This is a genomic window from Sulfolobus tengchongensis (assembly GCF_036967215.1).
Classification (GTDB): domain Archaea; phylum Thermoproteota; class Thermoprotei_A; order Sulfolobales; family Sulfolobaceae; genus Saccharolobus; species Saccharolobus tengchongensis_A.
This window is the reverse complement of the sequence record NZ_CP146016.1, coordinates 2,161,088-2,177,027: the sequence shown is the minus strand read 5'-3', so window position 1 is coordinate 2,177,027 and position 15,940 is coordinate 2,161,088. Positions and strand designations below refer to the sequence as shown.

The 15,940-nt window shown below is 32.2% G+C and carries 16 protein-coding genes; 13 read left to right on the top strand and 3 right to left on the bottom strand.

Annotated elements, in window-relative coordinates; genetic code table 11:
* Positions 1-36: 36 nt before the first annotated feature.
* A complete protein-coding gene (locus V6M85_RS10435) occupies positions 37-846 on the top strand; it encodes an ABC transporter substrate-binding protein (RefSeq protein ID WP_338599690.1) in 810 nt (269 codons plus the stop codon).
* Here V6M85_RS10435 and V6M85_RS10430 read toward each other — a convergent pair.
* Positions 832-1,407 carry a hypothetical protein gene (locus V6M85_RS10430; RefSeq protein WP_338599688.1) on the bottom strand — a complete coding sequence of 192 codons (576 nt, stop codon included), beginning with the start codon at positions 1,405-1,407 and terminating at the stop codon, positions 832-834. The two genes, V6M85_RS10435 and V6M85_RS10430, sit on opposite strands and share 15 nt — an antisense overlap.
* Here V6M85_RS10430 and cimA point away from each other — a divergent pair.
* Together cimA and V6M85_RS10420 are read left to right on the top strand one after the other, a co-directional pair.
* On the top strand, positions 1,406-3,007 hold the full coding sequence (gene cimA, locus V6M85_RS10425) for a citramalate synthase (RefSeq protein WP_338604743.1): 1,602 nt from the start codon (positions 1,406-1,408) through the stop codon (positions 3,005-3,007). The genes V6M85_RS10430 and cimA overlap by 2 nt on opposite strands.
* On the top strand, positions 3,004-3,912 hold the full coding sequence (locus V6M85_RS10420) for a 4-hydroxybenzoate octaprenyltransferase (RefSeq protein ID WP_338599685.1): 909 nt from the start codon (positions 3,004-3,006) through the stop codon (positions 3,910-3,912). Before cimA ends, V6M85_RS10420 begins: the two co-directional genes overlap by 4 nt.
* A 107-nt stretch (positions 3,913-4,019) precedes the next feature.
* On the opposite strand, the gene V6M85_RS10415 is transcribed toward V6M85_RS10420, so the two are convergent.
* Entirely contained in the window at positions 4,020-4,922 is a 903-nt protein-coding gene (locus V6M85_RS10415) for a pyridine nucleotide-disulfide oxidoreductase (protein WP_338599682.1), read from the bottom strand.
* Positions 4,923-4,995: 73 nt separating this feature from the next.
* Between V6M85_RS10415 and V6M85_RS10410 the strand changes: the two genes are divergently transcribed.
* The 7 genes from V6M85_RS10410 (at position 4,996) to upsB (ending at position 13,018) form a co-directional block, all read left to right on the top strand.
* Complete coding sequence (locus tag V6M85_RS10410) at positions 4,996-5,658, top strand: hypothetical protein (protein WP_338599679.1); 663 nt, start codon at positions 4,996-4,998, stop codon at positions 5,656-5,658.
* A 288-nt stretch (positions 5,659-5,946) separates the two neighbouring features.
* On the top strand, positions 5,947-7,032 hold the full coding sequence (locus V6M85_RS10405) for an RsmB/NOP family class I SAM-dependent RNA methyltransferase (protein ID WP_338599676.1): 1,086 nt from the start codon (positions 5,947-5,949) through the stop codon (positions 7,030-7,032).
* 44 nt (positions 7,033-7,076) lie between these two features.
* Positions 7,077-9,140 (top strand): protein UpsX, encoded by a 2,064-nt coding sequence (gene upsX, locus V6M85_RS10400; protein WP_338599673.1) that lies wholly within the window; start codon positions 7,077-7,079, stop codon positions 9,138-9,140.
* A 28-nt stretch (positions 9,141-9,168) separates the two neighbouring features.
* On the top strand, positions 9,169-10,590 hold the full coding sequence (locus tag V6M85_RS10395) for a type II/IV secretion system ATPase subunit (protein ID WP_338599671.1): 1,422 nt from the start codon (positions 9,169-9,171) through the stop codon (positions 10,588-10,590).
* Positions 10,562-12,082: a membrane pilin protein UpsF gene (gene upsF / locus V6M85_RS10390; protein ID WP_338604741.1), complete on the top strand. Its 1,521-nt coding sequence runs from the start codon at positions 10,562-10,564 to the stop codon at positions 12,080-12,082. The genes V6M85_RS10395 and upsF overlap by 29 nt, the downstream gene beginning before the upstream one ends.
* A gap of 73 nt (positions 12,083-12,155) precedes the next feature.
* Positions 12,156-12,596, top strand: a complete 441-nt coding sequence (gene upsA / locus V6M85_RS10385) for a pilin subunit UpsA (protein ID WP_338599668.1) — start codon at positions 12,156-12,158, stop codon at positions 12,594-12,596.
* Between the two features lie 14 nt (positions 12,597-12,610).
* Positions 12,611-13,018: a pilin subunit UpsB gene (gene upsB, locus V6M85_RS10380; RefSeq protein ID WP_338599665.1), complete on the top strand. Its 408-nt coding sequence runs from the start codon at positions 12,611-12,613 to the stop codon at positions 13,016-13,018.
* Here the strand turns inward: upsB and V6M85_RS10375 are convergent.
* Entirely contained in the window at positions 12,999-13,262 is a 264-nt protein-coding gene (locus tag V6M85_RS10375) for a hypothetical protein (protein WP_338599662.1), read from the bottom strand. The two genes, upsB and V6M85_RS10375, sit on opposite strands and share 20 nt — an antisense overlap.
* A 56-nt stretch (positions 13,263-13,318) precedes the next feature.
* Between V6M85_RS10375 and V6M85_RS10370 the strand changes: the two genes are divergently transcribed.
* The 3 genes from V6M85_RS10370 to V6M85_RS10360 are packed head-to-tail and all read left to right on the top strand — an operon-like array spanning position 13,319 to position 15,921.
* A complete protein-coding gene (locus V6M85_RS10370) occupies positions 13,319-14,002 on the top strand; it encodes an endonuclease III (RefSeq protein ID WP_338599660.1) in 684 nt (227 codons plus the stop codon).
* Positions 13,989-14,552, top strand: a complete 564-nt coding sequence (locus tag V6M85_RS10365) for a ParB N-terminal domain-containing protein (protein ID WP_338599657.1) — start codon at positions 13,989-13,991, stop codon at positions 14,550-14,552. Before V6M85_RS10370 ends, V6M85_RS10365 begins: the two co-directional genes overlap by 14 nt.
* A complete protein-coding gene (locus V6M85_RS10360; protein WP_338604739.1) occupies positions 14,545-15,921 on the top strand; it encodes a glycosyltransferase family 2 protein in 1,377 nt (458 codons plus the stop codon). The genes V6M85_RS10365 and V6M85_RS10360 overlap by 8 nt, the downstream gene beginning before the upstream one ends.
* Positions 15,922-15,940: the final 19 nt, after the last annotated feature.

The window sequence follows — 15,940 nt, the reverse complement described above, 5'->3', positions numbered from 1 at the left end:
TAATATTTTATTTTTAGGTAATCTAAAAGGATAGATGTGAATGTGAGAGTTTATAATCAGTTTTTAGACGACTATGTTACAGTTATAAGGCCTATTAATAAAATAGTTAGCCTAGATCCAGCCTCTACTGAAACAGTGTTTCTTTTAGGTTTAGGGGATAAGATTGTCGCGACTGACGCCTTTAGTTATAGACCAAGTGAAGCTAAGAAGGTTCTTAAAATAGGGAGTTATACTCATGTAAATGTTGAGCTTTTAGAGCAAATTAAACCTGATATAATTTTCACTACTGGAGGAGCTCAAAAAGAACTTACGAAAAAATTAATAAATTTGGGATTTAATTTATATCCTTTACCTGTTCCAGTTAATATTTCTGGGATATTGAATAATATCCTGCTAATCGGTAATGTATTAGGTGTTTTTAACAGAGCGAGAAAATTGTATTACAATCTATACGAAGTTATATACAATCTTAGAGTTGCTCGTGATAAGAAAATTAAGGTTTACGTTGAGTTAGATCTAGGTGGTCCTATAACAGTAGGTTTCCCTACTCATATCAGTGATGGTATCTCGCTTGTTGGGGGCACTAACATTTTTGACGATATTTCAGAAGCTTACTTTACACCTAAAGATAAGGAAATTTTAGAAAGAGATCCAGACATTATCATTTACGAGCCGAAGAGACTCACAGAATACGAGAAAGAGCGATTTTTTAATATTTTGCAGAAGCGAGGCTTAGTTTCATTACTAAGTAAACGTATAATTCTATCCAAAGGGGATTATCTTGCTCATATGGGTCCTAGTTTTATAACCGATACACTGTTATGGTTAAAATCAGTACTTTCTTGATTTTTGCCCTTTGATTAATTTACTTCCTCGTGCGATTCCTCTTATCATAGAGTATAGTCCTAATACGATACTCCCTGCCATTATAATTTCATATATTACTTTTAGTAAACTCAGTGATGAGTAGAAAGAAGAGATTAAATTATAGTTAAACACACCATAATCAAATACTATGTGAGCCGTATTGTCTCCTAGATTTACCAAGAATATTTTGTATGAACCATTTCTCAATTTTATTCCTAAATATCCCTGCTGATTGGCTATAGTAATACCCTCATTATTTATAACTGTAATATTTACTATAGACGAATTCTTGACAAATGCTATTAGTGTGTTATTAAAATTATTTATAGTGACGTTTATTACATTAATACCTACACCGGCAGGTATCACAAGTAGCTTGAGATTGCTACCGTAAACATTATTGATATACTTATAATTGGGAAAGTAGTTTGGAATTTCTAAGAAAAGGAGTGTTACTATTAAAAAGATTATTAACATTATAGCGCCAAAAATGAAATATGATTTTCTACTATTATCATGAAAACTTTTAAACCTTCCCATATTTTTTCACCTATGTCTGGTGTTCAAGAAATCTGTTGAGGTTCTGGATACAACATTAAGAGATGGTTCACAAGGCGCAAATATATCTTTTACTCTAAATGATAAAATTAAGATAGCGCTGATGTTAGATGAGCTTGGTGTCGACTACATCGAGGGAGGATGGCCAGGATCTAATCCTAAAGACGAGGAGTTCTTCAAAGAGATAAAAAAGTATAGTTTATCCAAAGCTAAAATAGCTGCATTCGGAAGTACAAAAAGAAAAGATAGTAGCGTTAATGAAGATACTAGCCTAAATAGTATAATAAAAGCGGATGTCGATGTTGCTGTAATATTTGGTAAATCTTGGTCCCTTCATGTGACTGAGGTTTTAAAAGTAACTAAGCAAGAGAATCTAGATATTGTATATGATAGTATAAAGTACCTCAAATCTCATGGACTTAAAGTAATATTTGATGCAGAACATTTCTACCAAGGATTTAAAGAAGATCCAGAATATGCTATTGAGGTAATTAAGACTGCAGAGGCAGCCGGAGCTGATGTAATTGCTCTAGCGGATACAAATGGTGGTACTCCCCCATTCGAGATTTTTGAGATTACTAAAAAAGTTAGGGAAATATTAAATGTAAAATTGGGTGTTCATACGCATAATGATATAGGTTGTGGAGTTGCGAACGCTTTAATGGCTGTAAAGGCAGGTGTAAGGCATGTCCAAGGTACGATAAACGGAATAGGAGAGAGAACTGGTAATGCAGATCTAGTACAAATAATACCGACATTGATGTTAAAGATGGGATTTAACGTATTAAATGGAAGAGAGAGTTTAAAGAAGTTACGTGAGGTTTCGAGACTAATATATGAAATCCTAGGATTACCTCCTAATCCCTATCAACCTTATGTTGGCGATAACGCATTTGCTCACAAAGCTGGTGTGCATGTAGACGCTGTAATGAAAGTTCCCAGAGCATATGAGCACATTGATCCTTCATTAGTAGGAAATGATAGAAAGTTTGTAATTTCGGAATTATCTGGAACTGCTAACCTAGTGTCATATTTACAAAAAATAGGGATAGTTGTTGATAAGAAAGATGAAAGACTTAAGAGAGCACTAAATAAAATTAAAGAATTAGAGACTAAAGGTTATAGCTTTGATGTAGGTCCAGCTTCCGCCATACTGATTACTTTGAGAGAACTAAACATGTACGAGAATTACATAAATGTGGAATATTGGAAGGTTATAAACGAAAATAGCGGTCTTTCAATAGGAATAGTTAAGGTTAACTCACAACTTGAAGTTGCGGAAGGCGTAGGTCCAGTTAATGCAATAGATAAGGCATTGAGGATGGCTCTTCAAAGAGTATATCCAGAAATTAGTGATGTAAAATTAATAGACTATAGAGTAATATTGCCTAGTGAGATTAAGAATACGGAGAGCGTAGTAAGAGTTACAATAGAATTTACTGATGGCAAAATAAATTGGAGAACTGAGGGAGTATCTAAGAGTGTCGTAGAGGCATCTGTCATGGCGTTAATAGATGGGTTAGACTATTACCTTCAATTAAAGAAGACATTAAAAGTGCTTCCTGATAAATATATTACGTGAGTTGGGATCCTGGCGGATTAAACAAGAATACGAAAAACAAGTTTTACATAATTATGAAATTCCTAAGGATAGAGCAGACATTTTTCAGTTTACCAATGGCATATTTAGGCGCCTTCGTAGCAATCAGGGGAGTTCCACCAGTTTCAACCATGATATTGATTTTTTTTGCATTATTCTTCTTAAGAGCTGCGGGTATGACTAACGATAATTTAGCTGACGTTGATATAGACGCTAAGAACCCGAGAACTAGGAATAGGCCTTTAGTAACAGGTGCAATAAAAATAAATGAGGCTAAAGTGATGATAGTTACTTCGCTTGTTCTATTCTTTGTTACTGCGTATTTTGTTAACATTTGGGCATTTGTTTTGTCCCCTATTGTGGCTTTAATAGTGATGACATATCCTTATATGAAAAGGTATACCGCATTTGCAAATTATCATTTAGCATCTATTCAAGGTTTAGCTGTATTCAGTGGTGCAGTAGCAGCACTAGGGTTATATTACGATTCGTTAAGTCAGATATTGCTAAGAGTTCCTTGGTTTTTCGTGATTGGCACGATATTATGGGCTGTGGGCTTTGATCTATATAATCATATCCCTGATGCTAAGTTTGATAAGGAGATGGGACTACACAGTTTTGCAGTGTTATTAGGAGATAAGGCTTTGACTTTCGCGGGACTTAATCAATTGCTCTCTGTTGTTCTTGATCTTGCAGGTGATTTATATTATAGATTAGGTCCTATAGCAATAGTGGCAACTATCATACATGGTCTTATAATGGCTTATGCTTATTATTTAGCATCGCAGAAAAATAATTTTGGTAAAGCATTCTATTATAATATTTATTCATCTATTGTTTTAGGTCTAGGAGTTGATATAGATGTCGTACTAGGTATACCATTTTAGGAAAAAGTTAAAACCCCCTAATACAAAAGTAATTTAGAGGTATCCAGGGACCTTAGGACAAATGAGAGGAGCCCCTTGATATTCCCCCCAAGGTCCCTGGATATCTCCTATAAATAATAAAGTATTCCCATTTTTCCTTTTCTGATAATATAATACCTTTCTATGAATCGTTTCATTATACTTCTTATCTTTGATACCTTAACACTTACTAAATTTCCGCTCCACGGCAAATTAGATCTTATATGTATAGCTTCACCATTACCAGTATCTATAATGTTAATGTAAATCGGTTTAAAGCTTTCATTAACTTTTTTAGATAATAATTTTCCTACATATATTCCTTCTCTCATTGCTAATTCTCCTAATTTAGGATAATTTTTAACCATATCCCCTATTACATATATTCCATCTTTATACTCTAACTTATCATTTACTTGTAAAAATTCGCCTACTACATCATTTGGTTCGCAAGTAGGGAGTACGTCTTCAGATTTCTCAGAAACTTTTATCTTATATTTTTCCAATAATGCTAATATTGCATTACTTATATTATTTCCTAACCATTTTAAGAGTAGCCCATTATATGAGACATCTTTATTTAATTTCTTAAGGTAAAAAGCTAGTTGGATGCCCAAGTATTCATCAAGGTAGTTCTCAACACCTAGTGATATTTTATCTTTTGTTAATATTCTACTTATGAAATCTAGTTGTTTTTCTCTTTTACAACCTAATGCTAAAACCAGTTTATCTCCTTGTATTTCGGCTCCACCTTTGGTTTTTATTACTTTCCTTTCAAAATCTATTTCTTTTATCTTATCTATTACATCTAATCTTATATTTGCAATATATCGTATATTCCTATTAAATATAAGACGTTGTAAATATGCAGTATAGAACATAAACTGCGCTTTGTCAGCTATTAATATTCTAGATATCTTATTATCTAATTCGTAATAGGTATTTAGCCCTGCGTATCCTGCCCCTGCGATTATTACCTTTGCATTTGCCATGTTACGAGTTATTAATTCACATATCTCCTTTAAAAGATAAGTTAAAATAACGCTTCAGTTAAAGTTCTATTACGTGAAACTGACTTTAGGTTACGTAAACGAAAGAGAATTAGAAGCTATAAGACCAATATTAGATAATGAGATAAAGAGAAACGTACATCTAGAATTAGTACGTGTAAAAGAGGATGAACTTAAATTTAAATTAAAAGATTTAGATTTAGCCTACGTACCCTTGCCTCTATCTATTTTCTTTGATAATATAAAATTTATTAGTAATGGTGCCTTTGTAGTAAACAAAATTGGCTTAAAAACTATAAGTGATAAAATATCAAAAATATGTATCAATAGTTCAAATTCTACAGAATACTATCTATTTAAAATGTTAACAAATTATAAGAATCCGATAGAAATAGTCAGGGAAGAAATATGTATAAGTGGCGATGCAAGAATAAGTTATGATGACTATAATATTTCATTGGATCAGGCATGGAGGGATAATTGTGGCGACCTCCCAATAGTCATAAGTTTAATAGGATCATTAAGGCTAAATGATGACGTTCTTTCTAAGATTAAAGTTGTAATTAGAGAATCCGCTGCTTTGCAAGAATCTAAAGGTAAGATTAGTCAATACGGGAAAGAATTGGGACTTAAGGGTAGGCAATCAATAGAATGCTTCTTCCAACTTTGTTTAAAAAAGGGTTTGTGTAGGAGCTATGTTTATCCTCAAATTTTATGAGAATTTCTAGAATTTTTTATTAATATAAGCATTCCTAGGAGCACAAACATGGAATTAGCTGCTAGTGCATACTGCAATACCTGGTTATCAGCCCTTGTTGATATTATGGAGGCTAACAACGAAATCAATGTCAAATACACAAATATCATTACGTTCATATGTACTATTCCTCATGATACAATATAGAGTAATCTAACGAGTGTTATAATATTACCCTATGCTATGTGACAATAGGAATATTAGATATTATTAGTTATTAATATCAAGTTGAAGGAGATAATTAGGTTTTTGAGTAGTGTATTATACTACGTTGAGGAAAGAAGATATCCATTAGCAGTTGCCTTTAAACGTTCGCTTAACCTAAATAGGCCTAGAGGCGTAGATTCAAATCTGTTATTTGAATATGCAAGGCAACTACTATTATCTTATTATTCTTTGCCACAAGCTAGAAGGACCGTCAGAATAAAGTATTGGCTAGAAAATAAGGGAAATCTTAATGTTTCATTTCCACAATGGATGGAGAAGAAATTGGGAAGCTTATTAGATGTTAATGCATTAAAATCTAGCTTAAAAGAAAAAACTGTATGGATTCGTGTAAATTTGCTTAAGGCTGATATTGATAAAATAATTAGGGAACTTGAAAGGTATAATGTGGAATTTGAAATAGATAAGGACCTTTATTACATGATAAAGGTAAAAGAGCCTCAAATTAGATTGTCCTCTCTAGATATAGTAAAAGAATGTAGGATAATTCCACAAGATAAGGCTAGCTCGTTAGTAGTTGAGGCACTTAGACCTCAAATTAAAGAAAGGTTAGTTGAGCTCTCATCAGCACCCGGAATTAAAGCTTCCCTTTACATGATGTTAACGGAAAATAAAAATGAAGTCTTTCTAGCAGATATCGATTTTAACAGAATTTCGAAAGAAATGATACTATTGAAAAGATGTGGAGTAGACATGAATAAGGTACATATAGTACATCAAGACTCTGTAAGAAATAGTCTTATTAAAGCTGATAAAGTCTTACTAGATGCTCCTTGTTCTTCCTCTGGAATGATAAATAATGATCCAAGCATTCTAATAACCTTAAATAGCTGTGAGAAAGTGGATAAATTCTCCAAATTACAAAAGACCCTTTTAAGGGAAGCGGTGAATATGAAGGCTAGCGATGTTGTATATTCCGTTTGTTCATTATTTCCTGAAGAAGGTGAAGAGATCATAGATGAGTATTACGAAATAGCCGAAAGGCCATTCGATAATTATAATTACGGCTATCCTAATTTTAGATCTTCCTTTAAATCGAATAGGGTTTTTCCACATATTGACTTTACAGAAGGATTTTTCATATCGAGGTTAAAGTTAACTAGACTATAAATTTCGATCTGCACTCTATCCTTAATTATTAACAAGATAACAGTGTGATTGTTCCTAATTTTGAGGTTTACAATAAACTAGACTTGATTACGGAACTTAATTGTTGGTTTGAGTTAGAAGATAACGAGACAGTAAAGTTAATATGTGATGCGTTACGTCATCCCTCGATAGTAATTAAAGGTGATAGTATTATCATAGATGGTCAGGAATGGATCTTCAGAAAGGGTAGAAACGTTATAGCATTAATTGATAATAAGGAAACCTTGATCAGAAGAGATGATAGTGAATATGTTGTCGACTATGTATTATATAGAAATGACGAGATATATCCAATTTATTTAAAAAACAGAAGGTATATTTTTAATGGTGAAGAGTATGAAAAATATATCTCTTATTTAGACAAGAAAGTTCTAATAGGTAAAAATAAGACAACTGTAATCTTAAGGGATAAACAGATAGACCTAGAAAGTGGTATAAAATACTATATATCAAGATATTATTTTTCCATGGAATATAATAATGGTACTAAGGTTATTGATCAGAAAGGTTCGATACTTGAGTTTAATTTTAAAGGTAAATATCTTGGTTTCATCTCATCTTATGGTCATGTATATAGATCCGAACAAGGCGTGATAGTCTCTAATAAGAAGGGTAATATTGGAATATGTGTCGATGAAACCTATTTGATCGGTGAAATGGCTGGAGGACTTATAATATTATGTGGAGATAAGTTAAAACAATACTATAATACAAGTTGGAGAGAGATAGATAGGAGTATAGACTCTGAGCTCTCTGTAAATCTAAATAAGAATACGCTTGGTATTTTAAAAGGGAGCATATTATACGTATATGACAATGATTTTAATAAAATGCTAAATTTCATTAACATTAAGTCGTTCATTTTTGATTCTAGGAGGATTCATCTATTATCTGATGATGGCAGTATTGGATCAGCAGTAATTGCGCAGAATTATAAGCCATTAAAGGTTATAAATAGGAATAATACAGTACATAATTCAATAGTTATACAAGTTGATGAGAATTATTCTCATGATCTTTCTGTAAAAAACGGAAAGATAGTTGAAATTAAAAAAGTCAACGGCATTAACAAGAAACTTATTTTAATAGAACCGTATGAATATCGAAAAGGTTTACTTGACGTTAAAGTAGGTAACAGATTTTATACTATATCGTACACTATTTCATATACATCACAAATCCCAAAAATAGAATTCGTGAGTGCAAAGGTGTTGGTAGCAAGTAAAGGTGGTACTTTAATTCAAAATCCTGATAAAAATGCACTATTATCTTTTATTATAAAATACAGCATTCCGACTCGATCTCAATTGACATTTAATATAAATATTTTAAACGATAGCTTTAGAATAATTTCCGAAGAAAACAGTACTGAAAAACTAATTCAGATTCCTTTGAGAATTGGTAGTTTGGAAATGGCTAACATCCAAGTGAAGGTTAACGCGTATGTAGATGAAAGATTAATAGCGTCGTTGGAGTTCTTAGCACCTATAGAAGTGATAGATAATAATGCTGAAGATTATTCAAAATCTCTTGTAGTTAAAAATAGTCTAACCAGAGAAATTATCGCAAAGAGGAATAACATATTTCAGTGGGAAGAAATCTTTGAGCGTCCCTCAGAATATCAAGGAATAATATTTGGAAAAGAGGGGGAAGAAATAGAGATTGATGGAGAGAAGATATTTGTAAGAAATGGGCCAAATTTGATAACTATATCTAAAGATAATGGTAATTATATTAGAGAGTATTTAATAATAGGTGTTAGTAACCCAATTAGAGATCTTAAGACAGAGATAAAAGGTAATTTAATGATTTTAAAAATCGAAATCGACGTGGACACTCCTTTTGAAATATTTTATGGACCTCATTCCTATAGAGGTGTATCTAAGGGTAATAATGAGATACACTTTCCTATAGAACCAACATATAACTCAATAAAAGTTAGAGCATTCTCACATGGTTTTAAATGGGAGGTTTTATATGACACAAATATCCTTAACTCATCATTAATTATTGCCAGCAATCAAGCTATGAAGATAAGAGAAATATTAACCAGTTTCGGGATTCTCTGAGTTTGTTTTTATTAGATTCAAAAATAATATGAATATTTTGCAAGAGTATTCGGTCCTAAATGCTAAGGTGACTATATTTGAGGAGAAAGGAGTAGCCTACTATAAGATAGATGAGCCTAAGATAAGTGAGAAAGAAAACGCACTACTTGCTAATATATTGAATTACATTTATTCGTCTCCTACGATATCTAATTTAGAAGAGACTACAATTAAACTACTAAGGGATAAAGGAGTAACCAGTCAAGACACTATTGAGAAAATTATATATCATCTAAGAAAAAAATTAAATTATGATGCATTAACTGTTCCCTTAGCTGATCCCTATGTAGAGGAAATCGAGTGTAAAGGTTTCTCGTATCCTGTGACAGTAGTACACAGAACAGTTACTAAATTTCCAAGATTATACACTAATATTATATTTGAATCTGAGGATCAAGTGCTAAAAGTTATTGAGAAGCTAGCCAATAGAGCGGATAAACCAGTTAATATAGCAAAACCATATCTAGAGTTTTCCTTGCCAGAAGGCCATAGAGTTGCTGCAACTATATCTAGAGAAATTTCCTTGCCAGGCTCTACATTTGATATAAGGAAATTTCCGTTAAAACCAATAAGCCCCATATCACTACTGAAGAATGGTTCAATAAGTGCTTTAATGCTAGCTTATTTATGGTTCCTCTTAGACTATAAACCGTTCTTTTTAATTGTGGGATCTACTGGATCTGGGAAAACTACATTACTTAACTCAATACTCAGTATGGTTAATCCCTTCTATAAGATAATTACCATTGAAGACACTCCAGAGATAAATATAGTTCATGACAATTGGATTAGATTTTTCGCAAGGCAGTCCATTTCTTCACAATTCGAGGTCTCATTAATGGATTTAGCTAAATTATCATTAAGATATAGGCCTGATTATTTAGTTATTGGAGAAGTTAGAGGTAAGGAAATAGAGGCATTAGTGCATGCTTCTGCTTCTGGTCACGGTTCACTAGCTACGTTTCATGCAGGAAATCCTCAAGAGGCATTAACTAGGTTAATAAGCCTTCTAAATAGGGATGTAACTAAATTATTTTTACAAAATTTGTGGGGCATCATAGTTTTGGGTTCACAGAGAGATCAAAATGATAGTATAAGGCGTATTGTAAGGTCAATATATGAGCTAGTATACGTTAAGGGAAAAATTAAGTTTAAAAAGATATTCAAGTGGTCATTTTCTTCCAATTCCTTTTTACCTAACGATGTAAACGAATTGATAAAGAGATCCTATAGAATTAAGTATATTTCTAAAGTATATGAAAGACCAGAATCTGAGATAGCAGATGACATTAAGAGACGAGTTAAAATTCTCACTAAACTGGCAGAGGACAATATCTTAGATCAAGAGGATTTCAATTTATATTTAAACAGAATTACTGTTGGTGATAAAATTGAAACAAGAACTAGTTAAGAAATTTGGCGTATTTAGTCTTTTAGGCAAAAGAATAAGCGAGAATATAGCGTATTACGGAGATGATATAGAGAAACTTCATAAGGAATACAAGAAGTTAATTTTGCTAATTCCATTATTCACATTTATTTCTATCTTTTTATATATTAAAGTTAGTTACTATTTTGTTTTGATAAATACGATAAACATCTTTATTTATTTCTATCCTTTTATAGTTACTGAAATCAGAAAGAGTGAACAAAGAAAAAATATAGAAAACGAAATACCCATGTTTCTTCTTTTCGCTTATGTTAATAGCCTCTTAGGTAAGAGTTTATACAAAACATTCGAAGAAATACGAAGTTCCACTGTATTTAAAGGTTTCAAAAAGGAGGCGTTATTGCTCACTAAGGAAGTGGAGGTATTAGGCAAATCCTCTCTTTCTGCAATGGAAAGTAGAGCTAAAGTTCATAGATCGGACTTTTTAGGTAAAATATACAGCATTTATACTAGTGGAGAAATATTAGGAATCTCCATGTCAGAAAGGCTGAAGGACCTATTAACAGAGGCTATTGAGAACTTAAATATTATCTTTCAAAATTATATTGAAAGGGTAAATGAACTAGTAGAAATTTTATTCATGTTATTTCTTGTAACTCCAATGATTTTACTTGCATTTCAATATATTTCTTCATCAGTAAATATATTTACTTTATTGATGCCACTAATATTAGCTCCTATGATCTTCTTTTACATTACTGCGATACAACCTAACATAGGTTATGAGGTTAAAATAAATGTGAAAGAGATCAAGAATTCATTATTTATGTTACCAATACCTCTTGTATTGGTGTTTTTACTGCATCTTAATTTAAAATATGATCTTCTAATATTTTACTTATTGTTTGTAGTTTTTTCTTTCATAGTCTATCGTAGAATATCATTTGGTGATAATATTTTGAATAATTTGCCATCTGTTTTGGCTGACATCGCTGATTATTTAAGACTAGGATATAGCCTAAAAAGTGCCTTATTAAAGATCAGCTCTGACAACCCTAATTTTAAAAAATTCTTAGACAAGGTTGCGGTTACTATCAGAAGTAACAGACCTTTGTCAACCATTAATACAGATATCTGGATAGTCAATTCTATTTTGGAGCTTATAGAGAATATAGATAAAAAAGGATTTGCAGATAGTTTTACCTTTAAAGATGCATCATTGATTCTTAATAACTATATATCCTTACGTAATAAAGTATTAAAGAGCCTTCAATTGTTTAGTGCTCTCGCTGTTATAACTCCATTTATATTCTATTTTGCCTTAGGTATTATGAGTAAAATTAGAACAATAGGTGGTCTCGACTTTATTTCATTAATATATAGTATAACGCTCAGTATAATGTATGCCAGGATATCTCGATTTACTATATTTAACTTTCCATTACTCGTTATCGTTTTTATAAGTATAGCCCTCGTATTAACGTTTGGCCACTTCATCCTAGCCTTTATTTAATAGCTAAAGATTAAGGTTATTTTCGGGAATCTGTGCCTCGAATATTTTTGTTAAGAGATAATGGTGAAAAAGAATGTATAGCTCCAAAAAGAGAAGAGGAATCTCATCGATTCTGGGCACAGTAATAGTGTTAGCGATAACTCTAGTATTAGGCGGTTTGTTATACGCCTATTCTAATGGTATGTTTAGCTCGTTAACCCAAAACGCTAATCTTCAGATACAACTAAGTATTTATGTAAATCCTAATGCCAATCAGGCCTTTTTGCAATACTATATATCAAATACTGGGAGTGTTGAAGTGTACTTAGATGGTATCCAAATTATCAATGGCAATACTACTATTTCAGTTACGTTTAAACCAGAACTTTTACAACCCGGACAATCTGTTCAAAATATAAGTGAAATTAACGGTCAAATTACTGCAGGGCAATATTATACTGTGGAAATAATAGGTCATCTGCCAAATGGGAAGCCCTATAGTGTAGTTCAGAACGTATTAGCGTCAGTAGCTTAATCTGGGGTGGAATATTGAAGGCAATATCATCTATTTTTTCCACCTTAATTGTAATTATGATTACGATTTCTCTAATTTTGCCATTATACTTATATTTCAACCAGATATATGGAGATAACAAAATGTTAGCAAATGAGGCTTATGGTAAATATCTAAATATTGTGAGTACTAAGGTCAGTCTAATACCTCTAGGCAGTTCCACGAATGAAATCTTTGTGTATAATTATGGGCAGAACCCAGTTGTGATAAATAAGGTAATTATAAACACTCTTACATTTAACGTAAAGTATACTGTAGGTGCAAGTGACTTAGTCCCATTAAGTGAAATAATAGGAAACAATCTACACTTGTCTTATCAGAATACTACTATAATATTAGAAATAAATGGTAACTATTATTACTTTAACTTTGGGCAAGATTAGTCTTTACCACTATACTTATCTCATATCCCTTTTTTAAGCCTTCTAAAACCTCTTCTCCTTTCTTGGTAAGTCTAAATGCCTTATGCGACCCCTTAGAATAAATAGGTTCTATTAAGCCCAACTCTTCTAGTATGTGGAATAACGCCAAAACCTCATATCTTGGCAATCCAGTTCTTATCACTGCATCTCCTGGATTTACAGCACCATCTTTTATGGCTTCAAGAATTGTTTCTATCTCATACATCGAGTAATAAGCTATTTTAAAAATGTCTTATAAGCTAAAGTGCGTATTCTGGAGTTATGAGATGTAAACCTAACATTCTTTATGATAAGCTCTCAAATTCTTATACTATAAAAGCTGAGGATTACATAGCCTATTATGTTTGGCTAAAGTTCAAGGACTGCTTCAAAGTGTTAGTGGCTACAATTTTATCGCAGAACTCTACCGACAAATCCGCACTCAGGGCATATTTACTACTCGAGACAAAAATTGGGGTAAATCCAGGAAATTTAGCTAGTGCAAGTTTAAGTGAAATAGAAGAGGCCTTAAAGATTTCGGGTCTTTATAAAACTAAAGCTAATAGGTTAAAGAATATTTCGAAAATATTATTGGAAAGATATGATGGATCAATTGAGAACATTTTAAATAAAGATAATGCTAGGGATGAATTACTTAAATTTGATGGTATTGGTGAAAAAACTGCAGATGTAGTATTGCTAACATGTAAGGGGTATAAGGTTTTTCCAGTAGATACTCATATTTCGCGGGTTAGTAAAAGATTAGGAATAGTTCCAGAGAACGCTAATTATAATGTTATATCATCTACGCTAAGAGACATTTTTTCGAATTATGATCTTCTTCATCTTCATCATTTGTTAATAGCCCATGGAAGACAAACTTGTAAAGCCAGAAAACCTTTATGTAATTCGTGTATAATTAAAGAGTGTTGTGACTACTATTCGAATAGAAATGGAAAGGCCTAAAAACTTAATACCACATGAAGATGTAATAATAGAGAAAGTTATTGACATTTCTATGCAGTTACAGAGATTAAAGACGATAAAACCTATTGTAGTTGACGAGAATACTCACGTTATTCTTGATGGTCATCATAGATATACAGCAGCTTTACGTGTTTCATTACCTAAAATACCCGTTATTTATGTGGATTATAAATCACCTTCAATTCACGTCAATGTTTGGTATAGGAAGTTCTCTAAACCTCAAATGGCAAAAATCATACTATCTTCTATAAATACTGATGGTAATATATGTGCAAAATACGAAGATGTATCTATCTGCGCTGATAGTATTTATAAATTATATTGGAAATTAGAGATAGTAGAGAGTTTCCTCTTTTCTTTGGGCATATCAGTGGAAAAAGACTTAATAGGACATCTGGTACCACCAGCGATAGATAAACAGCACATTATTGATATTGCCAATAGGGGCTTAAGATTTCCACCTAAAACTACTAGACACGTGTATGAATTTATTATTCCCCAAAAGGCAATATCTATAGATGATACTTAACATATTACTTAATTTACTGATTTTCATAGTCCCATCCATCGTAGTTTGGAACCAAATTATTTTCTACACTTTTGGTAAAAATGAAGAATATATATACTCTTTATTGTCATATGATAATAATAGTTTGCCTAAATTGTCAATAATAGTGCCAACTAAAGGTGAGCGTATAGATGTAATACAAGGTCTGATTGACAATTTATATAAGGCTAAGTGGGACAAGAGCAAACTTGAAATAATAATAGTATCTGATGACGATGAAAAGTATTTTAATGAACTCTTGTCAATGCTTGAAATACCATCTGGTTTAAACGTAAAGGTGTTTAGAAGAGAGAAAAAACTTGGCTATAAGAGTGGTGCACTTACATATGGATTAGAAAGAAGTAGTGGAGACTTAATTTTGACCTTAGACGTAGATGCTAGAATTGAAGAGGATTCTTTAATTAGAGCGTATTCTCATATGATAAACTTAGGTTGTGACGCGGTTACTATGGAATGGCACGGATATACAAACTCTCTGCACTCTTCTCTTGCTAGGGCACTGATGATATCTACGGTATTAACTAGTAAATCTATATTGAGGGGCAGGGATAGACTAGGGTTTAAAGTACTTCCAATAGGTTGTGGTACGATTTTTAAACGCAAGGCTTTAGAGGCTGTAAATGGTTGGGATTACAACATGATTCAAGATGACTATGAATTAGGAGCAAGACTCATAAATAAAGGTTTTAGAATATGCGCATCTTCCTCTCCAGTTTTTGTTGAAGTTCCTGATAATTTGGTTTCATTTTACGTACAGCAAACTAGGTGGGCAATGGGAACTATGGAAGTACTACTTCGAAGATTTAAATATATTGTAAGCAGTAAGATAAAGTTCTGGCAGAAGCTTGAGATTGTAGCTTATTTATTGCAATATATTCCCATTATATTAACATTTATAAGTGCAATTATTTATGCCATAGCCATTTTTCTGGGAGTAGAACTTAGTATGTATTTACAATTTTTCATAATATGGGCACTAACTTTGTCGGTTTATGCGGTTATCTTTGTACGTAGTGCAAGGCGAACTGGTTTTACCACTATAACAGCCATAAAAGCTTTAGGGAGACTATCCGCCTATACTGTTGCAATTTCTCCATTTCTCTTAATTAGTACCATTAGCGCATTTAGAAAGAATAGAAAATACGTTGTAACTCCAAAAGGTAAAAGAGCTAAGAGTAATATAGGATATCCGATATTGATTTTTGGCATATTTTTCTTGTCAGCTTCAATAGCATATGTTATTCATAACAACTTACTAACGTTCATTTGGCTTGCGTATTATTCCGTTGCGTATCTTTATACATTTGTGGCATTTATTAAGGGATTATGAAAGAAGTATTTTTTAAATA